This is a genomic window from Sulfuricurvum sp., from assembly GCF_028688295.1.
In the GTDB taxonomy this organism is placed as follows: domain Bacteria; phylum Campylobacterota; class Campylobacteria; order Campylobacterales; family Sulfurimonadaceae; genus Sulfuricurvum.
On sequence record NZ_JAQTYM010000002.1, the window covers coordinates 58859 to 82394 of the forward strand.

The window sequence follows — 23536 nt, forward strand, 5'->3', positions numbered from 1 at the left end:
GGATGGAGAACTCTCTTTTCTCAAAACCGCGTGAACTCTTTTTAGATATTGTCAATCCAAGGGATTATGTCCAGATTGACAGTGTCTCTCATATGTATCAATCGCTAAAAAGTTCTGTCCAAAAACCATTAAAAATGATTCTTCTATACGGCCGACCAGGGACTGGTAAAAGCATGTTGTTGCATAAATTGCATCACGACTTATCAAAACATCAAAAAGTTCATATGATTTCTACTCCAATCATTGATGAAGAGGATTTTTTACGGGTATTAGCGCAAAATATTTTTGGACATGCTCCTCGCGAGACAATGACATTGACACGTTTTTTAGAAATTTCTTCAGCTCTTTCTATGAATCCAATTCCTATTGTCTTATTGGACGAAGCTCAATTGTACAGCTCTGCTTTAATGGAAAAAATCCGTCTTATTTCTGATGCAAGATCAATTAAATTCGTCATCACACTGCACAAAACAGACAAAGAAGACATCATCGCAAAAGAGCATTTTCAAACACGAATATGGGAAAGTGTTGAATTACAAAACGCAACCGCTGAAGAGTTAAAAATATATGTTCAAAAAAAGCTCTTAAAGGCCAACTGTTTTGATGTTGCCAATATGTTTAATGACAAAAACATGAAATTAGTAGCATCTCTAACCAATGGGAACTACCGAGAAACTAATAAATTGCTTTTTTCGCTGTTTAGCCTGTACTGCTGGTATGAAGAAAACAATCCAAATCTTATTAAGTACAATTCTATCAAATCAAAATGGATTGAAATGGCAGCTATTCATACGGGGCTCATACATGCTTGATATCAAAAAGTTAGAACGTCGTTGGCTCAAATATAAAATCAAATCTTTTGCCCCTTATTTTATGGTTTTTTTTCTATTACTCTTAGTGTTGAGTGGCGTTTCTTGGTGGTTTAAATCACAAATCTCTACGCAAACAAGTATTACTAAAGTTCCTATGACAAGTACATTAAAAGCAGTAAGTGACAAATCGTTACCGCTCACAATTGATGAAAATACTACTATCTTGGAACCATCTATGGATTTTATTCAATCTTTTCAAGATGCACCAGTACCTAATGAAATACAAACATCTCCTACGTCAATCAAAAAAATACCGACACCGCAGTTGCCACCCATACCAAAGAATTTAAAGATACCCGAGTATTCACCTAGCCAAACAGTGCCAGTTGCATCTCGCTTGCTTGGTGATGATAAATCTCTCTCTATCAAGAGAGATGATACAAAACTTGATATTAATGAGTTACAACGTAGATTTAAAGAGACATCAAATGCTAATCTTGCTCTTTTTATATCCCGCTACTATTATGATCATGGAGATTATAATGAAGCTTATAATTATGCTCTGAAAACCAATAATCTTAATAATCGAATTGATGAGAGTTGGATACTGTTTTCAAAATCACTTGTCAAACTTGGAAAAACCGATCAAGCAAAAAAAACACTTCAACTTTATATTTCTCAATCAAATTCTGATGCAGCTAAAAACCTATTAGATAATATTGAAAGAGGAAATTTTAAATGAAAGTATTACTACTCATTACTCTTTTCTCGTACAGTTTATTGGCAGATACAAACCAAAAACTTTTTGATCTGTATCAAAAGGGGATGTACACAGAAGCCTGTAACTATGGATATAGTATCTTTTCGCGTAATATGCATAATGAACCCTTTATATCGCTGGTAGGATTTTCATGCCTTAAAGCTGATCAAATTGATCGCTTATCTCCAGTCATGTCTTCTTTATCCCAATCTCCTGATGCACGTGCTAACAGCGCTTATTTTGCCCTTATCGTTATGCAAAAAAAACTGCTAATGCAGGCACTTTATGATAATAAGCCGATCATAAATTTAAAGTTTCCAACAAATTCTCATCTTCTATCTAAAGTATTCCAGTTTTATCTTAAAAACCCAAAAATGACTGAATCAATAAAAGAGTATCAAGACCCTACTAATCCAAGGCAAAGTTTTAAACTATATACTACACAAATTGATGGTCGCAAGAGTTTAGCAATAGATGAATATTATGATAAAATATTAACACTTCATCATGTGTATTGAATAAGGAATAAGATATGGATCGTATCACCCAAGATTTACTCGAAAAACGCCATATCACCCAACAACAAATTGATCGTCTCACTTCTCGTGGTGTCCAAGATGACACAATATTGGAAACGCTTAGTAAAATAGGTGCAATTTCTCTTAATTTTATAAAACGTTTCATTGTAGAACAAATTCGACTGGGTCGATATGAACTCTCTATTATTAAAAACTACCATTTTCTGGATGAAGGCTCAATATTATCACACTTAGCGGAAGTGATGGAAGTTCCATTTTTAGATCTGGACTCCATCGATATGGATTATCGTTTAGTAGAAAAAATACCAACCACGCAACTTAAACGCTACAGTGCGCTCCCCATCTCTCAGGATGACATGTATGTCCTTGTTGCTTTGTCTGATCCTCTTAATATCGAGGCTCAAGAATCCATTCAGCGTCTCTTTCCACGAAAATCACTTAAAGTTGCTGTTGCAACAGAAAAACAAATCCAAGCTTATTTATTTAAAATGGAACTTAAAGATAGCGTTAAAGAGCTTGTAACCAATATCCGTAATGAATTACGCAACATCGGAACCATTGAAGAGCAACAAGAAGCTTCATCAATTTTACAACTTATCGATGTCATTTTAAAAGCTTGTATCAAAGGACGGGCCAGTGATATTCACATCGAACCAACCGAAAAAAACTGTGTTGTTAGAGGACGTATTGATGGTAAATTGGCAGAAATTTTTATTTTTGACCGTGATATTTATCCTCCGCTAGCTTCTCGTATTAAACTTTTAGCAAATCTGGATATTGCTGAACGTCGTAAACCGCAAGATGGCCGTTTTTCAGCGATGGTTATGGATGCTGAATTTGATTTTCGTCTCTCTACCCTCCCAATCATATACGGAGAATCGATAGTCATGCGTATTTTGGACAAAACAAAAGCACTGGTTAAACTCGAATCTTCTGGAATGGACACTGAGAGTTACCAAAAATTGATTAAAGGGTTAGAATCCCCTTTTGGTATTATCTTGGTTACGGGACCAACCGGAAGTGGAAAAACAACAACCCTTTACGGTGCCCTTAATGAACTTCGTAATGTTGAAGATAAAGTTATTACGGTAGAAGATCCCGTCGAATATCGTATGAATCTTATCCAACAAGTTCAAGTTAATCCAAAAGTTGGTCTCTCTTTTGCCGATGCGCTTCGCTCTATCCTTCGTCAAGATCCGGATAAAATTATGATTGGAGAGATTCGTGACCACGAAACGCTCGAGATTGCAATTAAAGCGGCACTCACAGGGCACTTAGTAATTTCAACGCTTCATACCAATGATGCGATTAGTGCTATTCCACGTATGTCAGATATGGGGATTGAACCTTATTTGATTAGTGGAGCACTTGTTGCGGTTCAAGCACAACGTCTTGTTCGAAGAATATGCACCCATTGTAAGAAAGAGGCTGATGTTCCGCAAACCATTCTTCAAGAATACAGTACCTTTATACCTCCACATACGGTTTTTTATGAAGGAGCTGGGTGTAAAGAGTGTAACGGGTCAGGATACATGGGACGAGAAATGATTTGCGAAGTTCTTCCCATTACTGAAAATCTCTCAAGCATGATTGCACGTGGAGCATCTAAAGACGATCTCCTTAAAGAGGCAAAACGTGAAGGTTTTGTAGGGATGTTTGAAAATGGAATGGCTAAAGCTGTTCATGGGGTTACAACACTAGATGAAATATTAAGGGTGGCAAAAGGATGAAATATTTTGTAGCAACGGTTCTCGTTAAAGGTAAAAAAATAGAGCAAGGTTTGTACGCTGAAAGCAAAAAAGAAGCCCATTATTTAGCCAAAATAAAATATACAGGAATGCTTTTAAAAATCAGTGAAACTCCTGCACCCATGGAAGATCAGCTCCGTCGTTTTAAAGAAAGCTTGTTTTCAAATATTAAAAAACGCAAATTAAAACAAGATTCTCTTATCGCTGCCATTCGTCAGCTTGCGGTTATGACCAATGCCGGAATCTCTATTCATGATTCACTAAAAGAAATTGCCGATGCAACGACAGATACAACACTGCAAGTCGTTTTAGGAACAATTGCGGAGGATATTAATGCCGGGCACAGCCTTTCTCAATCCGCTGCAAAATTTTCTTATGAGCTGGGCAACCTCTCTTTAGCAATGATTGAATTGGGTGAAAAGACCGGAAATATGGCGGAAGCACTCCATAAACTCGCGGATATGCTCGAAGAAATTCGTCGAAATATTATCAAATTCAAAAAGGCAATGGCCTATCCGAGAAATGTCATGATCGCTATGGCGATCGCATTTACCGTTCTTATTTCCTACGTTGTTCCTCAGTTTAAAACAATTTTCGAACAATTGGGCGCTGAGTTACCGATGCCAACCAAAATCCTTCTATTTTTAGAACATTTATTTAATACCTATGGGCTGTACGTCCTCGCAGGAATTTTTATTTTTATTTTTGCATTTCGTTATATGCTCAATCACAATCGAGAGTTTCGCTACAAATGGCACCAATTTCTACTAAAAACCTATCTTATTAAAAATATTATTATGTATGCTACCCTTAACCGCTTTACCCTCGTATTTTCTGAGTTAGTTCGTGCAGGTATCCCCATTGCTGAAGCACTAGAAACATCGATTGCCATGATTGACACACTTCCTCTTCAGGAAAAATTATTAACCGTTCGCCAAACGGTTGAAAAAGGGGGAACCCTTCATGATGGCTTAGCCGAAACGAAACTTTTTGAAAACATGATTATCCAAATGATCTCCGCTGGAGAATCAAGTGGTCAACTCGATGCTATGATGCAAAAAGTTATGGAATACTATAAAATGAAATTTGATGCGATTATCGATGGACTCTCCGAAGCGATAGAACCCATTATGCTTTTATTGATTGCGGCGATGGTTGTACTGTTAGCATTAGGAATTTTCTTACCGATGTGGGAAATGGGAAATGCAGTACAAGGTCGCCGATAAGCAGAGGCATTAAGCCTCTTCGTTTGCCCCCTTCGAGACTAAAACGGCATACATTTCATCTTTAGGGATTAGTCCCGCCTCAAATAAAAACTGAGAAGGGACAAAATTGGTTTTTTTAATTTTGTCATACTTTGCGTAACTCAAAAAGAGACGATCTTTTGCCCGTGTTACGGAAACATAAAAAAGTCGACGTTCTTCTTCTATACTTCCACTCCGTGTCATCAGTTTTCGGTTTGGGAATCGTCCATCCATCAAATCGATAACGTAGACTTCTTGATATTCAAGCCCTTTTGACGCGTGTATGCTTAGCAGATGGACCCCTTCTCCTTGGGTTAAATCTTGTGAACCCAATACCATCGCATTTAAAAAACGTTCATGATCTTTATAAGGGCGTGAAAGTTCGAATAAAATTGTACATTTACGCCGTATTCTCTCTTGTGATTCACTTTTAGCACGCTCATCAATCGCACCATTTTCATTCATAGCTCGCCGAGAAGACAACATTTCAATGACGTGCCCATAAAGGGCTGAAAGTGCTATTTTTTGCACCGCAACTTTAGGTTCTTTAATATCTCTCAATTGACGAAATAACATAAATAAATCGTGTAAAAAAGTAGCAGAATCTTTGGAAAGCTTTGCATGTTTCAAAATAGGATTACCCATAAAATTAGGATCAAATCCAAGCTTGGCAAATCGCCCTGCACTGCCTAATTCAGCATAATCATCAAACAATCCTAACTGATGGTTAAGTCTCCGTTTTTCAAATGGGTTAGAAATTTCAGAATCAGGAGAGTATAAGCCACGCAAAAATGAGCCTCTCCCCAATTTTTGTAGAGCAACAAATAACTCTTTAGCAATAGCGCTCCCTACCCCTTTGGCATAATCAAACAAATGAATAAAAGCCATCATGTCTGATTCATTAACGAGTAACGTATACATATCTAAAAGGGCTTTGATCTCTTTTGAATCAAAAAAACTGGTTCCTCCACGGCGTCGACACGCAATACCAAGTTCTCGAAGTGTTGCTTCAATCCCATCTGCTGAAGCGTTGTTTCGAAAAATAACCGCGATCTCTTCACGATTGGTAGAGGAATCTCCGATTTTTTGGGCAATCCCATGATACTGATCAAACAGTTCATCATAAATAAGTAAAGAGGGGCTTTGCGCTTCTGCTGTTCGCGTTACTTCTAGTGCTTTTGGATAGATACGTTCATTGTACGCTATAACGGTATTGGCTAATGAAAGGATAGGAATCGTGGAACGATAATTTTTGTTGAGGGTATAAACTTCAGCATCGGGGAAATTGGTCGTGAATGAGCCGATAATAGAAATATCGGCACCGTTAAAGGCATAAATACTCTGATCATAATCTCCGACACAAAAGAGCGACGGTGGACGCATAGCGTTGATCAAAGTTCCCTGAAGGGCATTCGTATCTTGGTACTCATCAATCAATACCTCTTTGTAGCCCAAATCACTCTCACGTGCAAGATCACGCATATGTAAGAGCAAATCGTTAAAATTAACAAACCCATACTCTTTTTTCAGCGCTTCAAACTCATCGATAATATCAGCATAAATAGCTGCATAAACGGCGTGTTCATCTTGACGGGTTAAAATCCACTCTTCGAAGTTCGTAATTAGTTCGGTATTTTGATAAAACGAATAAACATCATAAAGGTAATTTGCACCGTACGCCGATGTGGCGCAATCAATATGGCTAAATGTCCGTTTCTCATAGACACTGCGAAAAAGAGTTTTGAGTTCACGCGGTTGCTTTAAAACTACCTTCCCCTCTTTGCGTTTTAGCCATCGGTAGCTCACTGCATGAAATGTCCCCGCATCGATCTTTGAAGCAATCTCGCGTCCGAAAAATGCCGCTACCCGCTCCACCATCTCAGCAGCTGCTTTATTGGTAAAAGTCAGTAGCAATATCTCTTCGGGTTTCACGTTTTGAGAGATCAGGTAAGCGATGCGCCCCACAATCGTCGACGTTTTACCCGTACCAGCAGATGCAATAATAAGATTATGTCCATAAGGAGCGGTTGCTGCAGTATATTGTTGATCATTAAGACGGGAGAGTGGCAAAAGGCTCCTTGAAGCCCCTAGAAAAAGAGGCTAGATTATGCTTTAAATTTTTTGATCGGCTCAGCTAAACCGAAACCGGGATGATTTTTCACATCCAATACCGCTTGAGCCATAGTCGCGTTGTCTTGATTAAAAATAAGCGGAGCTAGGAAGTTAATGCACGATTCATCTAGCGGGTCTTGAATAACGGCGATATTATATACCACTACCTTTGAATCTTCGCTAATGTCAAGTAAAACTCTGATTGATGTCGGAAGATCAAAAGAATATTCACGTAACAGATACGGATTTATGATGCTGAAACTGATATCACCCCCATCACAACTTTTAAGTGTAGCAAACATTTCATCGATTGGTATTAATTCTACCTTCGTTATCTGATCGAATCCTAGAATCATTGACTTAACCTCATATTCCATTTTTTATCCTTTAATCAAGATGTTTTGCTTTTTTAGCACAATGATTCTACCACACTATTATTATAAATAACATTTTTTTATTAAATTTAGTTATTTTTATTCAATTATCTTTATGTATTTGTGGCAAACCAATAATATCAATAAATTTAAGCAATTACCGTTCCTCAGATTTTTGGTATAATTCGCGATATTTTCTGTTACCAAGGCCTTGTTATGTCAGCTACCCACTACGATCCCAAGAATATTGAAGAGAACTACTATCCCATCTGGGAAAATCGGGGTTATTTCGAAATCGACGGAAACCAATCCATCGTAAAACCAAATAAACATTTTGCCATCATGATGCCTCCGCCAAACGTTACAGGACGACTTCATATCGGTCACGCTCTTACCTTTACCCTCCAAGACATCATCGTTCGCTACAAACGGATGGACGGGTACATGACCCTTTGGCAACCGGGGACCGATCATGCCGGTATCGCAACCCAAAACGTCGTCGAGAAACAGCTCCTCGCCGAAGGCAAAACAAAAGAAGAGCTCGGGCGTGAAGCCTTTTTAGAGCGTGTTTGGGAGTGGAAAGAGGAGAGCGGCGGGATCATGGTCGGTCAGCTGCGCAAACTCGGAGTCTCACCCGCGTGGAGTCGTGAACGCTTTACGATGGATGAGGGGCTGAAATCCTCCGTAAAAGAGGCGTTTGTCCACCTCTACAACCAAAACCTCATCGTGCGCGGCAACTACATGGTTAACTGGTGTACTCATGACGGTGCACTCAGCGATATCGAAGTGGAACACGAAGAGCATCAGGGCCATTTTTACCACATGTGCTACCCTTTCACCGACGGCAGCGGCCACATCACTGTTGCAACAACCCGTCCCGAGACCTATTTCGGCGATACCGCGATTATGGTACACCCTGATGATGAGCGTTACCTCCACCTCATCGGCAAAAGCGTCACCCTACCCCTCATCAACCGTGATATCAAAATCATCGCCGATAGCCATGTTGATCGCGAATTCGGGACAGGTGTCGTTAAAGTCACCCCAGCTCATGATACGAACGACTACGAAGTGGGCAAACGTCACGATCTCGAATTCATCACCGTATTCGATGAAAAAGGGATGTTGAATCACCACGCAGGTGAATTTGAAGGGCTAGAGCGTCTCGAAGCACGCGCGGTCATTGTCAAACGTCTCGAAGAAGCAGGATTTATTGAGAAAATCGAAGAACATACCCACCAAGTAGGGCATTGTTACCGTTGTAAAAATATCGTTGAGCCGTACATCTCTAAGCAGTGGTTTGTCCGAAAAGAGGTAGCACGCGGTTCCATCGATAAGACCAATGAGGGGCTAACTCAGTTTTTCCCACCTCACTGGATCAATAGCTATAACGCATGGATGGGAGACCTTCGCGACTGGTGTATCTCTCGCCAGCTTTGGTGGGGACACCGTATCCCTGTGTTTTACTGCGATGATTGTAATCATGAGTGGGCAAGTTTGGAAGAAGTTCCGTCTTCGTGTCCTCATTGTGCAAGTAAAAACTTCACCCAAGACCCTGATGTCCTCGATACATGGTTCAGCTCTGCACTTTGGCCGTTCTCGACGCTAGGATGGGGCAACGGCGATACCGCGCAAGATCAACTCTTCCAAAGCGAAGATATGGCTCGCTTTTATCCTAACACCCTTCTTATCACCGGATTTGATATTCTTTTCTTCTGGGTTGCGCGAATGATGATGATGGGAGAGAGCTTTACGGGTGAATTACCGTTTAGACATATCTATCTCCATGCCTTGGTACGTGATGAAAACGGTCAAAAAATGTCTAAGTCCAAAGGTAATGTCATCGATCCTCTCGATATGGTCGAAAAATACAGTGCTGATGCACTTCGCTTTACCTTAGCCGTCCTTGCGGCACAGGGACGTGATATTCGTCTGAGCAACGACCGTCTAGAACAAAGCCGTAACTTTACCAACAAACTTTTCAACGCCTCTAAATTCTTGCAAATGAATGTTCCGACATTTAAAGATTTAAACGATCAAGAGATCACGACTCCGTTAGGTCGCTATATGCTCTCTCGTTTCCATCGCGCAACGGCAGAGACAAGAGCGTTCTTGGATGAATACCGCTTTAACGATGCGGCGACGGTACTCTATCGCTTCTTGTGGAACGAGTTCTGCGACTGGGGTATTGAGCTGGGCAAAGCGTCCAAAAAGAGCGTAGATGAGCTGGGAAGTATCTTCAAAGAGTCGATGAAACTTCTCCATCCGTTTATGCCGTTCATCACCGAGTACCTCTACCATGAGCTATCAGGGACAACCCTCGAAGAGGGGAACTCCATCATGATTATGGCGTACCCTGAAAATATCGAGATAGATGAGACCATCGAAGCAGAGTTCGCGATCATCATGGATGCCATCGTCACGATCCGCCGTGCCAAAACTCTCGTCGATCTCGGCAACCAAAAAATCGATCTCGCCTACCTCAAATGCGGCGGAAATCATTCTATGATGGAACCGTTTATCATCCGTTTGGGGCGAGTTGAAACACTCCACTTTACCGAGTCTAAAATCGATAATGCAATCAGTGACATCGGTGATGCTGTCGAGGTCTATCTCCCGACCGATGCGATTGATCTCAGCCCGATCATCGACCGACTCACCAAACAACGCGAAAAACTCCAAAAAGAGGTAGATAAACTACGTGGGATGCTCTCAAACGAGCGTTTTGTCGCTAACGCCCCTGAGGCCGTTATTACTGAAAACCGCAATGGACTTGCCGATGCCGAAGATAAAATTTCTAAAATCACGGCTCAACTCAGCGCACTAGGAAACTAAGTGCAATTTCGCGAACTCTCTGCGTCCGAGCTGGTTGAGGGGTTTGCCCTCCTCACGACACTGCGCACGGAACTCACCTCCGAAGCGTTCGATGCGTTCATCACCTCTCAATATCCTAAAGATTATCGCCCCATCGGTGCCTATCAGCGAGGCGAATTACAGGTCTATGCAGGGGTGAGTATACGGGAAAATTTGGAGTTGGGACGACATTTGATCGTGGATGATTTCGTCACCTATAGCGGATGTGAGAATCTCAGCGGTGAAATGGTTGATTATCTGTGTGATTATGCCAAACTGCACAAATGCAAAAGCATTTTAGTATGGGGAAAACAAAGAGGACTCTCCATCACTGATTTGGAAGAATTCCGTCCCAAAAGGGACGTTTTCCTTAAAAATTTATAGATAAAACTTATTCTTCAATCCCTTCGATCTCAATCACTAGTTTAACCTCATCGCCAACAACAACCCCACCTGCTTCAATCGCTTTATTCCAATTAAGACCAAAGTCTTTACGATTAATTTGTCCATTAAGGACAAATCCTGATCGCTCATTTCCCCATGGATCAGTAACCGTTCCCCCCATATCGATATCAAGTGTTACTTTTTTGGTAATACCCCGTATCGTAAGATTTCCACTCATCTTATCCTTGCTAGCACTTGTCATCGCAAAGGTAATATCTCCAAATTTAGTTGCATCAAAAAAATCGGCACTTCGTAAGTGGTCATCTCGTTTAACGATTCCAGTATCAATTGAAGCCGATTTAATCTCTCCCTTTAACGATTTGAACTGACCTTTATCAAGATCATAAGATCCGCTAAAGTTCCCAAATTTTCCAGTTACAGTACTAATCATCATATGTTTAACTTTGAACCCAACCGTCGAATGTGATGGATCAACTTTATAAACCGCCGCTGACAATGCCGTTGAACCGAGCAATAAACTTGCTAATACCGTTGCTAAAAGAGTCTTTTTCATCGTCTATCCTTTTGGGTTAATCTCTGCACATTGTAGATTGTTTTTCTCAATGAATTATTAACGTAACGATAATGATACTACTTTTTAAGCTATACTTTTGGTATCAATTTCCAAAGGTTTCTTATGCAATTATGTGTCGCTCTCGATCTTCCTACTCAAGAAGAAAATTTAGCTCTCATAGAAAAAATCAAAGAGTATCCCATCTGGCTAAAAGTAGGACTTCGCTCTTATATCCGAGACGGAAAACCTTTTATCGATGCGATCAAGGGTATCAACCCCGATTTTAAAATATTTTTAGATCTCAAACTCTACGACATCCCCAACACGATGGCAGATGCCGCCGAATCGATCATGGGCCTAGGGGTTGATATGTTCAACGTTCACGCCTCAGCAGGGCGAAAAGCGATGTCTGAAGTGATGAAACGACTAGAGCCATACGAAAACCGCCCCCTCGTCCTCGCTGTAACCGCCCTCACCTCGTTCGAAGAGGGTGAGTTTAGCCATGTCTATAGTTCCGGAATCGCCGAAAAAGCAGACCATTTTGCCCAAGATGCGCATGAGTCAGGCTTGGACGGTGTCGTATGCAGTGCCTATGAGAGCGCCTCGATCAAATCACTCACCTCAGAGTCATTTGTCACCCTCACCCCCGGCATTCGCCCTTTTGGTGAAGATGCGGGAGATCAAGAGCGGGTTGCGACGATCGAGACTGCGCAAGGTGAAAAAGTGGACTTCATCGTTGTCGGACGCCCCATCTACAAAGCCGCTAATCCTGCCGAAGTGGTAGAAAAGATTCTCGCTCTATTATAAATTGGAATATTCCTTGCTTTATTTTTACAAATAATGCCAAGGAGTCTGCATGAAATTTATGGATAAAATTGAGCTCATCGTAAAACTCAAAGAAAAAATCGCGGAAGCAAAAGCGTCAAATGAAGCACTTGCGATGCAATTACAATCCCTTTTGGATCAAATCATCTCTAATCCAAAAAACTCTCCGGTAATTTGATCTAAACAAGCACCCATTTAAGGTGCTTGTTATCTACACCTGCTTATAATTACGCCCTCTTTATAACACTGGACGAGTAGGAAAGCGGCTGAATCCACCTCCCTGCTAAGGAGACGTACTGGCAACGGTACCGAGAGTTCGAATCTCTCCTCGTCCGCCACCCTTATTTTTAACACAATACCCATTTTAATTTCTCAATAATCACTTTTAATTTACACAAATTGTTGTTATAATAAACACACTTAGATGAAGGAACAACAATGCAAACATTGACCATACGTGTAAATGATCGCTATGCAGAAAAACTGTATGCCCTTCTTGAACTCTTCCCTAAAAATGCACTCAAAATAGAAACACTCGAAGAAAAACGTGCTAATGAACTTGAAAAACACAAAAGAGCAATTTTAGAAAGTCTCGATGATGTGAAACATGGACGCGTAACCCCCACTGGAATCACAGTAAATCTCAAATCATGAATATTACGGCGTTTTCAGTCTTCGAATCATCTGCCTATCAACACTCCAAAAAACAACTCAAAAAACGCTTTCGCCTCATCGATAGCGATGTCACCAAATTTTTACACTCTTTAGAATCAGTCGATGATCTAGGTATTTCTCTAGGCGATGGGATCTATAAAGTTCGAATTGCCAACAGTGATAAGAACAAAGGGAAAAGTGCGGGATATCGTCTTATAACGCTATTGAAGGTGATCGAATCGAATATCTACCTCATTTACATTTATGATAAGAGTGATTTTGAAAATATTACGGAAAAAGAGTTAGATGAAATAATTCAGGGGTTGGTAGGAGAATTAAAATAGTCTATCCCCATTTTCTCAAAATCATTCTATAGACCTTAAAATCAAAAACTCATCACATTAATATCACATATATTTCCCTTTTAAAATAACAGTTTTATAAGATGCTAAAAGTAAGCTATACTAACAAAAATCATTTTTGGAATATCATGGGCTATACAATCACGAACCGAATCAATGTCCTCATCAAAAAAACCTATTACCATCATGAACGATTTCAAGTCGACTCGACATTCGCACTTCTCTATCATGAAAATCCTTTGAGCGTTGTCGAGTTCTCTCAATATGTCCGAATCTCTGATCACCTTATACAAGTTGACGATCATCATTACTTTGTTATTTTTGCTTTTACCTCACACGATAATGCGTACAAAGCAGCCCAAAACATTATCCATAAACTGGATAACCATTTTAATGCTACCACTAGCTGTATCGCATTGGATACTTTTAACGCCACGAAATCTGCTCAAAGTGTCTTAAATCGATTGGAACAAATACTCTTAGAGACACGTAAAAATCCATTTGTCCGTATCGAGACCGAAGATATTTTAGACCGAAAATAATATAAAAGAGAGATTATGGCAAATATACTTACACTCATTATCTTAGCTGTTATAGGATATTGGGCGATGATGATTATTTCTCGTAAAAAACGAGAATTAGCGGATAAAGAGTTGCTACATAGAGAACAATTTTTAAAAGAGACTCAGTCACTTTTAAAGATGGAAGCTCCTGTTACCGTCGATATTGCTGAACAATCACCTACACTACAGCCAACTTCCAACACTGATTTCGTCCAAAAAGTCTCTGATTATTTTAGTGCACAAGGGTATTCGATTACACAATCACCTAAAGCAGAAGGAATTGATCTCATCGGGGTAAAAGAGAAGGAGTTGTTGCTCATACGCAGTGATAATGTTATCAAAGAGGTTAAAAAAATCGATCTTCAGCTGTTTATCTCAGAATGCAGTGTCTACATCGATAATAATCCGATGCTAGAGAGCCGATTGTTGATGCGACTATACGCAACCAATCGACCCATTACCGAAGAGGCACAAAGATTTGTACGGGAAAATCCCGTATCTTTACGTTTAATCGAAGATATTTAAAACCCTTAACGATCGTGTTGGTTGCCGTGTCCTTTGTTTCCATTGCCACGATCGTCACGTGAATCTTTACGATCATCTCTCAATTCTCTGCGGTCCTCTTTAAGTTCACGTCGATCCTCACGAATCTCTCTGCGATCTTCACGTATCTCTTTCCGGTTATCACGGTAATGTCGATCGATACGATCGTAATGATCACCTCCACGACGACGCTCAATCACCTGATCAGGGCTGATACGATGATAATCGGAGAGAAAACGTACATTAACCAGATCAACAATCTCACGGTCATGCAAACGGTGCTTTTTATTATAACCGTATGATTTACCGTATGGAGGGCCGTATGATCGACCTGTATCTACCACGTAAATGGTTCTAGGATCAAGCCCAAGACGGACGGTGATATCCCACCAACTTTGGCCACGTAGACGCAAATCGGTAATATATCCAACATCTCGATGTGCATGACGAGCTAGATAATAGGCTACCCCTACCTCTTCGCGTGGGATACGTCGCTCAACGACGACAACTTCTCGCTGCGGCACATGGTAATAATCCCCGATTGAGAGAGAAAAACCGTCGATTTTTCCATCTGAACCTGAAACGCCTATATCAAAATTTGATCCGAAAAGAAGAGTTCCGGCCAATACGAAAGCGTATGCTGTAGTTTTCATGTATGACTCCTTTGAGTTTATAAGGAGCATTGTAACGACTATTTGTGTATTAATGGTGAATACAAAGAAGAGAAAAAAAATCGATTTTAAATATTATTAGTAAAATAGCGTCCGACACCTTCAACCAAACCATCTGTCAAAAAGCGTTGATATTTATCATCGGCAATACGATGCGATTCTTCAGGATGACTGATATAACCTACTTCTAAAAGTACGGCTGGCATTTGAGCACCGACAAGAACCCAAAATGGAGCTTCGCGTACACCATTATCATGCACAGAGGGAAATTGTTTGCGTAAACTGCCTAGTATCCCTTTTTGCAAATCGATAGCAAGTTTGTTGGAAGCGATGATTTTTTCTTTATTCAAAAAGCTCAGGAAACTAAGTTTCCCGTATTGACCCATCTCTTCCATCTCTTCAGAGTTTTCTAAAGCCGCAACCCTCATAGAACGCTCACTTCGTGTTGGTGAAAGAAAATATGTCTCCAACCCTTGTGCACCATTGGGATCTGAAGTTTTAGGAATAGAATTGGCATGTACCGAAATGAAGAGATCTGCTTCTTTGTTATTCGCAAACTTAGTACGGTCTTTAAGTTCAATAAACGTATCGTTACTTCGAGTCATGTAAACGGTATATCCTTGCTCACGAAGCTTTTCACTGAGTTGTGAGGATATATTCAGAACAATCTCTTTTTCCATAAATCCATTACCGACAGCCCCGCTATCTTTTCCACCATGGCCTGGATCAATAACAATGATCTTTTTACTGCGATCACGCGGTGTAACACTTACAAGTGGAGGAAGTGCCGCGATAAGCGGTTCTTTTATTTCTGTTGGCACAGGTGGAGTGGATGCCAGAGGGGGAGTATTTTTAGGTGCTTCTAAAGAAAGATCAATGTAAAGAACTGAACCTTTAGGCATTGGCTTAATCGACATTGGTTGGTTATGTTCAATCACTAAACGAAGGGTTTTTGAATCAAATTGGGCCATCTTGATTCGATTAATACTTTGATGTTCCAAGGTTTGTGTTTTTGAAAGTAATGAAGCATCGATATCAATAATATACCGAAATCTTTGTTTATCGGCCTCAATAATTTTTGACATTCGAATTTCAGAAAGCTGAATCGGCGTATCGAATACAAGTTCAAGCCCTTTATCTCTCCATCTGCTATCAAGAAGGCGATGACGCATTGTCATAGAGATTTCATCCGTATGAATCATATTTTCTGATTTAATCATTTTTTCGGGTTCAGGGGTTAGAAATCTACTCGCTGCAAGTGCCGGTTTGAATGTTTTATCATAAATGACTGAAGGAACGACTGAAGCGGCTACAGGTGCTTCTACTAAAAGGGGAGATTTAGCAATCGGTTCATTTTTTTTAATGAGGGGTTTAATCTTCGCTAAATCTGACTGGTATTTACTGACGTCAATCCCAAGTTTTTCACCACCGACAACAATCCCCTCTAGCGCTTCAGTTGCTAAAACTTTGTTCTTATCCAAAGTGGCTCGTAAATAAATCGTTTTGCACTCGTTATATCCACGAAATTGTTCAACTTCATCATTGCTCTCTAGCGCTTTTTTTGCAGCTTCTAAACGACTGTTTTCAGTTGCGCCCATTGCTAAAGCAACACATAAAAAGGTTAAAAATACAATACGAATTAGCACGCTCTCACTTACTCCCCGTGAGTCAGTTTTTCCATCAATTCTTTGACGGAAATAATCTTATCGATTCGGTAGCCATTACTCCCTGAAAAGAATAAACCAAGTTCTTTATCACCAAGATACGCATCACTCAGACGGTCTGCTATACAAAATCCTACCTCTTTAGCCTCTACCCCACGATTACACGGGGCGACACAGTTCGAGATACATTTGATCGATGGACCAGTTCGAGTATCGATGAGATCTCGTAGGTTTGTTCGTACACCGCGAGCAGGATACCCAACAGGGGATTTCATCAACGTGATATCCTCTTTTTTAGCTGAGAGAAGCACCTCTTTGAAATTTTCATGGGCATCACATTCATGGGTGCCGATGAAACGAGTACCCATCTGAACCCCCGATGCGCCTAATGCCATCATTTTATCGATATCGTTTTTATCCCAAATTCCCCCTGCTGCAATTACCGGCATTCCACCCCACAAAGCAGCTTCTTCGACAACTGGAGCAACAAGGTTTTCAAGCTGGAATTCTTCCATCGCACATTGCTCATACGTGAATCCTTGATGTCCTCCACTAAGAGGCCCTTCAAGAATAACGGCATCAGGAAGACGGTTGTACCGTTTTTGCCAACGCTTGCAGATGATAGAGAGCGCTTTAGGTGATGATACGATCGGTACCAAAGCGACATCTGGATAGTCTGCCGTAAATTCAGGCATATTGGTCGGTAATCCCGCACCTGTAATAATGATATCAACCCCTGCTTCACACGCATCCGTGACCACACGTCCGTAGTCGTTGATCGCGTAAAGAATGTTACACGCTAACGGGGCATCTCCACAAATTTTACGCGCATTTTTGACGATCGCGTCTAACCCTTTTTTAGAGTAAAAATTTTCAGCATCTAAAGGACGATTGGCAATGAGCTTATCCGCATGAACTTTATTCTCATAATATCCCGTTCCGACCGAACTAATGACACCAAGTCCCCCTTCAGAAGAGACCGCTCCGGCGAGTTTATCCCAGCTGATACCGACACCCATTCCACCTTGTACGATCGGAATTTTAATGGTGTGCTTGCCGATTTGAATTGGATTTAAGCTCATTGGGTTACCTTTAATCGCGCAAATTTTCGTTTTCCGACTTGAAGGATATATTCACCCGCTTCAAGTTGGTATTGCTCATCGCTTAGTTTGTTTTGATCGATTTTAACAGAGCCTTGCTTAATCTCCCTACGGGCTTGTGAAGTAGAAGGACTTAAAGCACAATCAACCAATGCTTTAGCAATCCAAATCGGACCTTCAAGAGTAAACTCATCCATTTCACTCGGAATTTCACTCTGAGCATGGACACGCTCAAACTCCTCTTGTGCAGCTAATGCCGCTTCCTCGGAGTGAAACCGTGTCGTGATCTCTAATGCAAGGGATTCTTTCACTTTTTTCGGATGAAGTGAGCCGTTTTCCACTCCTGCTTTAAGTGCTTCGATTGCATCAAGCGTTTGTGTACTCAAAAGCTCATAATAACGCCACATTAATGTATCACTGATACTGAGAATCTTTCCGAACATCTCGTTCGGCTCATCGGCAACGGCGATATAGTTCCCTAATGATTTAGACATTTTTTGAACGCCGTCAAGCCCTTCGAGAATCGGCATCATAAGGACCGATTGCTCTTTTCCAATCTCATAAACACGTTGCAGATGACGCCCCATCAAGAGGTTGAATTTTTGATCCGTTCCGCCGATCTCAATGTCACTTTTGAGATGAACGCTGTCATATCCTTGTAGCAACGGGTATAAGAATTCACTGATAGAGATCGAGATTCCTGCTTTATGACGTTTATCGAAATCATCTCGCTCCAACATACGGGCTACATTATAGGTCGTAGTGAGTTCCAACATCCCCGCCGCACCGAGAGGATTAATCCAATCGGCGTTGAAAACAACGGTCGTTTTTTCAGGATCAAGGATTTTGAACACTTGGCTCTTATAGCTATGGGCATTCTCCTGAATTTGTGCTGGAAGTAGTTTTTTACGCGTTTCACTTTTCCCCGTAGGGTCACCGATTTGTGCGGTGAAATCGCCGATCAAAAACTGGATGCGTCCTCCGAATTTTTGAAACGCGGCAAGCTTTTGAAGCAACACGGTATGCCCTAAATGCAAATCCGGGGCGGTAGGATCGAATCCCGCTTTAACCGTATAGGTTTCCCCTTTTTCAAAAAAGTTTTTTAACAGTGTCTCAAGGCGTGCTTCGTCAATAATCTCAGCAGTGCCGCGTCTAATTTCTCGTAAGGCTGTTTGTATCATGATTTATCCTTGGCTTCGGTACGCGTCATCGGTCCGAAAAAATTGTATGATTTTCCCTTTTTTCTCTAATTTGGAGCGAAGGCGATTGATATCGGCTTCCAGGGTTTGAAACTCCATTTCACAATACTGAGTATGCTCTGATTTCTCTTTTCCCAGTTCAATCGAGTTAATATCGGCTCCCATTTTCGCCATGTAGGTGAGTAAATCAGCAAGTACCCCTTTAGCACTTTGCATACTAACAATCAGGTGATAGCGAAAATAGTGTTGTGCTTTCCATCGTACAAAAACCATCGCCTCTCTACGATCGATTATTCCTGCAGCATTTTTACACATTTTATGGTGAACATGCGCTTTCCCTTGCTGTAAAAAGGCAACAATTTCATCACCTGTTTTAGGATGACAGCAATAATCAAATACTGCATCATTTACACTGCTATTGGCATAAACTTCCAACGATGCAAAAACATACGGTTTTAATCGGAAACGATTTCGAGAGAGAAAGCTGAATCGATTATTTTCACCTAGTTCCTGAGTAAACCGATTAATAGTCTCTTTCAGTAAATCCAGTTCACTTGGAATGCGATGACGTTGTTCTTCAAGATGTGTTTGGGTAAATAACTCATCGATACGAACCGGATCCATACTAAAGATAGTACTCAAAATATTAATTCCAGTCTCAGTGTCAATCGCTTTGATTCTCTGATTACAGTTCGTCCGCATACTTGCTTTAGCTCGAGAGGTTTTAACGGCATCGATCCAACTACAGCGATTGATTTTTTTACTTCCCGTTACAATTTTAATCATGTCTCCGTTATGCAATTCACTCAACAAAGAAGCTTTTTCTTTATTAATTAAGCACCCCTCTGCACTGTCGCCTATCTCGGTATGTACTGCATACGCAAAATCAAGTGCTACCGCACCATGAGGGAGAGTAAACGGTTTCCCTTTTGGAGAAAAAACACTGATATCTTCACTGTAAAGATCATTTTTAATTAACTCATAAAATGCTTCTACCGACTCATTTTGATATTGGAGATTATGGAGCCAATCTAAACTGATAGGATTGTTTCCCCCACTTTTATATTTCCAATGGGCCGCGACCCCAAGTTCAGCAGTAGCATGCATTTCATAGGTACGAATTTGAACTTCATAAATAGCACTTTCATGAAAAACAGTCGTGTGAAGTGTTTGATATCCATTCTCTTTAGGAATGGCGATATAATCTTTGAAACGGGAAGAAAGTGGTTGAAAACTAAGATGAACCATTCCGAAAACACGATAACAATCAATCGGTTTTTTAACCAAAATCCGTACGGCTAAGAGATCAAGAATCTCATCGATACTGATCCCTTTGCGTTGCATTTTTAGATAAATGGAGTAATGATGTTTAACACGGCTAAGAATCTCAAAGTCTTCTTCATTGAAACCATTTTCCAACATCATTTTGGTCAGTTTTTCGCAAAAATCATTTAACCGTGTATTGATCGAGCGATAATTTTCTTCCAAATAACTATCTATTGCCAATTTTTCTTCTTGAAATAGATAGTGAAAACTTAAATCTTCCAAAAGATTTTTCAAATAAGAGATCCCTAGACGCTGAGAAATAGGGGCATAAACAACGAGAGTTTCTTCGGCGATACGATGCTGTTTGGCAGGGGAAAGAGCTCCTAATGTTAACATATTATGTAGCCGATCACATAACTTGACTACTAAAACTCGAACATCTTCGATTGAAGCCACTAGCATCTTACGAAATGAGAGTGCCGAAACGACTAATTTTTCATCAGAATTTGAAGGGAGAAGTTGCGCATCACGGATGGTATCGATTTTCGTCAATCCCTCAACCAAATGAGCTACATCATCACCATAATCACGAGAAACTTCATCAATAGTAATATTGGTATCTTCAATAACGTCATGAAGAAGGGCTGCGATCACCATCGCTTCATCACCAGTGATAGTTGCAACAATCGAAGCAACCAATACCGGATGAACAATATAAGGTTCGCCACTTTTACGAAATTGATTTTTATGAGCTTCTTGAGAAAAATTTAGCGCATTTTGAATAGCACTTGAGGGGAGGATATGTTTATAGAGATGTGCGATTGCACTCTCTACATCATTGATTCCGATTACGTTTTCTATGTCGATTGTATTCAATGATGCAGCTTTAAATTAAAAATTAGTCTCTATCTACAAAACCTTTGATAGTGATATGCCCCTCGGCAATCTCCATCAAAGCGATATCAGCGGTTTTAGCTTTTTTTACATCTACATTAAGCTTAGTTGTTGCTCCATTTAGAAGCTCTTCTGAGCGTTTTGCAACAGCAATAGCCAATTGGTAACGGTCGATATTAGCAGTTTCAAGTGCTTTTGCAGTGAGTTGTTCAAGTCTCATTTAGTATCCTTTTAGGTTTATTTTACGATAGAGCAACGCGTTAAATTGCCCTGAATAATTTCGAGTAGATTACCCGGGGTGAACATATCACACACGATGATCGGTAATTTATTCTCTTTTGCCAATGCGATAGAGGTGTCATCCATCACTTTGATGTTGTCTTGCAACGCTTGCTCATATCCGAGGCTCGAAAGTTTGATCGCATCATCGAATTTTTTAGGGTCTTTGTCATAAACGCCGTCTACTTTGGTCGCTTTGATAATCACTTCAGCCCCGATTTCAATCGCACGGAGCGTTGCCGCCGTATCGGTGGTAAAGAACGGATTTCCGGTTCCTGCGGCAAAAATCACCACACGACCCCGTTCTAAATGACGGGTTGCACGGCGAACGATAAACGCTTCGGCAATTTGTTCCATCTTGATCGCACTTTGAACACGGACAAGCATCCCTTCGTGTTCACATGCCTCTTGCATCGCGATTGCGTTGATGACCGTTGCCAGCATCCCCATATAATCGCCCGAAGTACGGCGGATAATTCCATCTGCTGCCGCAGTCACACCGCGAATGATGTTACCGCCACCGATAACGATACCCACTTCAATCCCTGCATCTACGAGGGTTTTAATCTCACCCGCGATAAATTTGAGGATTTTTGTATCGATGCCGTGACCATTTTCACCTGCCAACGCCTCACCGGAGAATTTTACCAAAACACGTTTATAGCCCATACAACTCCCTAGAAAGCATCTTAGATGTGCCCTTTAAATTACGCGTATTATACTTTATTGTCGCTTTAAGGTTGCTTTGATTACACTAAGCTTCATAATGGGCAAAGGAAATGGTGAGGTGAAGTTGTTCGAAAAGATCAAAACGTGGTTTAACCCAACCCAAATGCATCGCGCACCTCAGTATGGACGGGGGACACATGCCCTCCCGAATCCGGATGAACGAGAGCTGTTTGAACGGGCATCGGAGGCTTTTGTTCAGGGTGATATATTAAGCGGGTATGAATTTTTTCTCTCCTCTCTCACCCACCAAGACGATACTTTTTCCCCCTCTCATCTGAGTATTGAACGCACCTCTGAGACTATCAATTTTTCCCTCTATCAGGGGTATGCCCTCATCAAAGGAACTGTGACTCCGACATTTCTCGAAGCGTATGCCGATATCGCCCTCAGTGAAAAGTTGCACGTTGCTATCAAACGCCGTTTTTTAGAGCGTGATTTTCAACTCACTTACTGCCGTTTTAGTCACAAGGATGGGGTAGCAAAACTCTCAATACGACTCGATAACGCGACGATCACCCCCCAAAAAATCTTTTTTCCCCTCCGCGAAATTGCCCTTAATGCCGATTTTGAAAAAGAGTTTATCGCTGGTGAGTTTGACGAGTTATCCCTTTTGGATACCCAACATCTCCTGAGTATTTCACGTGATGTTATCGAATCAAATTACACTTTTATGCACCAATGGATCCAAGAGACCAGACAAAGTCTGATCGGTCTTTTATCGAATGACAATACCGGCATGGTCTCTTTTAGTTATCTTGCTTTGTTACTTCAAATCGATTATCTTTTCCTCCCTCATAAAAAAATGGCCAAAAATATCAGTGAAAAAATCAACGGCTATTTCACGGATGATGAGAAACTGACCGAAGATAAGAATGCCGACTTGGAGCAATATCTAGCCGAGCTTGAAACGATGGATATTGAATCGTTTAACACCCAATTTTACAATTGTCCCTACACCTTTTCTCCATTTGATCAAGCGTTGCATGATGAGATTGCCGCCTTTATCGAGGAGTCGTTAAACAAAGTGCGCTGGTATAAAAACAATCGTTCAAACTACGTTATCACCGTAATTTACCGCTATATTTCCCTCTATATCCTCTACAACTACGGGTTACACCCCTCACTGCGATCTCTCTTTCATTTGCATGTCGAAATCTACACCTCTGAGTTTTTTAAAGCCTCAGGCGAAACACCGCTGTACGATCCTGCCACACAGACGTTCAAACAAAATCTCATAGCGCAACGTATCCGTGAATCGATTGAACCGTACATGAATCGCTATAAGGGGCTTCAAAATTTCGCCGAACATCTCAATTACAGTGATTTAAACCACTTCAGCCAAAGTTTTTATCTCCAAATCAAAAATCTCGATTATACGGAGGTGTAA

General features: G+C 40.8%; 24 protein-coding genes and 1 tRNA gene. 15 read left to right on the top strand and 10 right to left on the bottom strand.

Features of this window, described 5'->3' with window-relative positions; genetic code table 11:
- Window positions 1-2 precede the first annotated feature (2 nt).
- From PHR02_RS01260 to PHR02_RS01280, 5 genes are read left to right on the top strand one after another with little or no spacing between them, the layout of a single operon-like run.
- Window positions 3-812 carry an ATP-binding protein gene (locus PHR02_RS01260; protein ID WP_299987778.1) on the top strand — a complete coding sequence of 270 codons (810 nt, stop codon included), beginning with the start codon at window positions 3-5 and terminating at the stop codon, window positions 810-812.
- A complete protein-coding gene (locus PHR02_RS01265) occupies window positions 805-1554 on the top strand; it encodes a CDC27 family protein (protein ID WP_299987780.1) in 750 nt (249 codons plus the stop codon). Before PHR02_RS01260 ends, PHR02_RS01265 begins: the two co-directional genes overlap by 8 nt.
- Entirely contained in the window at window positions 1551-2090 is a 540-nt protein-coding gene (locus PHR02_RS01270) for a hypothetical protein (RefSeq protein ID WP_299987781.1), read from the top strand. Before PHR02_RS01265 ends, PHR02_RS01270 begins: the two co-directional genes overlap by 4 nt.
- A gap of 14 nt (window positions 2091-2104) precedes the next feature.
- Window positions 2105-3841 carry a GspE/PulE family protein gene (locus tag PHR02_RS01275; RefSeq protein WP_299987784.1) on the top strand — a complete coding sequence of 579 codons (1737 nt, stop codon included), beginning with the start codon at window positions 2105-2107 and terminating at the stop codon, window positions 3839-3841.
- Window positions 3838-5085, top strand: coding sequence for a type II secretion system F family protein (locus PHR02_RS01280; protein WP_299987788.1), 1248 nt, complete (start codon window positions 3838-3840; stop codon window positions 5083-5085). Before PHR02_RS01275 ends, PHR02_RS01280 begins: the two co-directional genes overlap by 4 nt.
- A gap of 9 nt (window positions 5086-5094) precedes the next feature.
- Here the strand turns inward: PHR02_RS01280 and PHR02_RS01285 are convergent, their stop codons facing one another.
- Together PHR02_RS01285 and fliW are read right to left on the bottom strand one after the other, a co-directional pair.
- Entirely contained in the window at window positions 5095-7173 is a 2079-nt protein-coding gene (locus tag PHR02_RS01285) for an ATP-dependent helicase (protein ID WP_299987791.1), read from the bottom strand.
- Between the two features lie 35 nt (window positions 7174-7208).
- Window positions 7209-7592: a flagellar assembly protein FliW gene (gene fliW, locus PHR02_RS01290; RefSeq protein WP_299987794.1), complete on the bottom strand. Its 384-nt coding sequence runs from the start codon at window positions 7590-7592 to the stop codon at window positions 7209-7211.
- A gap of 213 nt (window positions 7593-7805) precedes the next feature.
- Between fliW and PHR02_RS01295 the strand changes: the two genes are divergently transcribed.
- Together PHR02_RS01295 and PHR02_RS01300 are read left to right on the top strand one after the other, a co-directional pair.
- A complete protein-coding gene (locus tag PHR02_RS01295; protein WP_299987797.1) occupies window positions 7806-10424 on the top strand; it encodes a valine--tRNA ligase in 2619 nt (872 codons plus the stop codon).
- Entirely contained in the window at window positions 10425-10826 is a 402-nt protein-coding gene (locus tag PHR02_RS01300) for a hypothetical protein (protein ID WP_299987800.1), read from the top strand.
- 7 nt (window positions 10827-10833) lie between these two features.
- Here PHR02_RS01300 and PHR02_RS01305 read toward each other — a convergent pair whose 3' ends face one another.
- Window positions 10834-11400, bottom strand: a complete 567-nt coding sequence (locus PHR02_RS01305) for a YceI family protein (protein WP_299987802.1) — start codon at window positions 11398-11400, stop codon at window positions 10834-10836.
- A gap of 123 nt (window positions 11401-11523) precedes the next feature.
- On the opposite strand from PHR02_RS01305, the gene pyrF reads away from it, so the two are divergent.
- From pyrF to PHR02_RS01340, 7 genes are all read left to right on the top strand, one after another.
- Entirely contained in the window at window positions 11524-12207 is a 684-nt protein-coding gene (gene pyrF, locus PHR02_RS01310; RefSeq protein WP_299987804.1) for an orotidine-5'-phosphate decarboxylase, read from the top strand.
- A 49-nt stretch (window positions 12208-12256) separates the two neighbouring features.
- Entirely contained in the window at window positions 12257-12403 is a 147-nt protein-coding gene (locus PHR02_RS01315) for a hypothetical protein (protein ID WP_299987807.1), read from the top strand.
- 70 nt (window positions 12404-12473) lie between these two features.
- Window positions 12474-12563: transfer RNA gene (locus PHR02_RS01320), tRNA-Ser, on the top strand.
- A gap of 100 nt (window positions 12564-12663) precedes the next feature.
- Window positions 12664-12879, top strand: coding sequence for a hypothetical protein (locus tag PHR02_RS01325; protein ID WP_299987809.1), 216 nt, complete (start codon window positions 12664-12666; stop codon window positions 12877-12879).
- Complete coding sequence (locus PHR02_RS01330) at window positions 12876-13223, top strand: type II toxin-antitoxin system RelE/ParE family toxin (RefSeq protein ID WP_299987812.1); 348 nt, start codon at window positions 12876-12878, stop codon at window positions 13221-13223. The genes PHR02_RS01325 and PHR02_RS01330 overlap by 4 nt, the downstream gene beginning before the upstream one ends.
- Window positions 13224-13369: 146 nt before the next feature.
- Window positions 13370-13783 carry a hypothetical protein gene (locus tag PHR02_RS01335; protein ID WP_299987815.1) on the top strand — a complete coding sequence of 138 codons (414 nt, stop codon included), beginning with the start codon at window positions 13370-13372 and terminating at the stop codon, window positions 13781-13783.
- Window positions 13784-13798: 15 nt separating this feature from the next.
- Window positions 13799-14329 carry a hypothetical protein gene (locus PHR02_RS01340; protein WP_299987817.1) on the top strand — a complete coding sequence of 177 codons (531 nt, stop codon included), beginning with the start codon at window positions 13799-13801 and terminating at the stop codon, window positions 14327-14329.
- A gap of 5 nt (window positions 14330-14334) precedes the next feature.
- Here the strand turns inward: PHR02_RS01340 and PHR02_RS01345 are convergent, their stop codons facing one another.
- The 7 genes from PHR02_RS01345 to pyrH form a co-directional block, all read right to left on the bottom strand.
- A complete protein-coding gene (locus PHR02_RS01345; protein WP_299987820.1) occupies window positions 14335-15000 on the bottom strand; it encodes a hypothetical protein in 666 nt (221 codons plus the stop codon).
- Between the two features lie 86 nt (window positions 15001-15086).
- Window positions 15087-16664, bottom strand: coding sequence for an N-acetylmuramoyl-L-alanine amidase (locus PHR02_RS01350; protein WP_299987823.1), 1578 nt, complete (start codon window positions 16662-16664; stop codon window positions 15087-15089).
- An 8-nt stretch (window positions 16665-16672) separates the two neighbouring features.
- On the bottom strand, window positions 16673-17764 hold the full coding sequence (locus PHR02_RS01355; RefSeq protein WP_299987825.1) for a nitronate monooxygenase: 1092 nt from the start codon (window positions 17762-17764) through the stop codon (window positions 16673-16675).
- Window positions 17761-18963, bottom strand: a complete 1203-nt coding sequence (tyrS, locus tag PHR02_RS01360) for a tyrosine--tRNA ligase (protein ID WP_299987829.1) — start codon at window positions 18961-18963, stop codon at window positions 17761-17763. Before tyrS ends, PHR02_RS01355 begins: the two co-directional genes overlap by 4 nt.
- Before the next feature lie 3 nt (window positions 18964-18966).
- Window positions 18967-21123 (bottom strand): RelA/SpoT family protein, encoded by a 2157-nt coding sequence (locus PHR02_RS01365; RefSeq protein ID WP_299987832.1) that lies wholly within the window; start codon window positions 21121-21123, stop codon window positions 18967-18969.
- A 22-nt stretch (window positions 21124-21145) separates the two neighbouring features.
- Window positions 21146-21361: a DNA-directed RNA polymerase subunit omega gene (locus PHR02_RS01370; protein WP_299987834.1), complete on the bottom strand. Its 216-nt coding sequence runs from the start codon at window positions 21359-21361 to the stop codon at window positions 21146-21148.
- Window positions 21362-21378: 17 nt separating this feature from the next.
- A complete protein-coding gene (pyrH, locus tag PHR02_RS01375; RefSeq protein WP_299987836.1) occupies window positions 21379-22089 on the bottom strand; it encodes a UMP kinase in 711 nt (236 codons plus the stop codon).
- A gap of 118 nt (window positions 22090-22207) precedes the next feature.
- Here pyrH and PHR02_RS01380 point away from each other — a divergent pair, with 118 nt between their 5' ends.
- Window positions 22208-23536 (top strand): hypothetical protein, encoded by a 1329-nt coding sequence (locus PHR02_RS01380; protein WP_299987839.1) that lies wholly within the window; start codon window positions 22208-22210, stop codon window positions 23534-23536.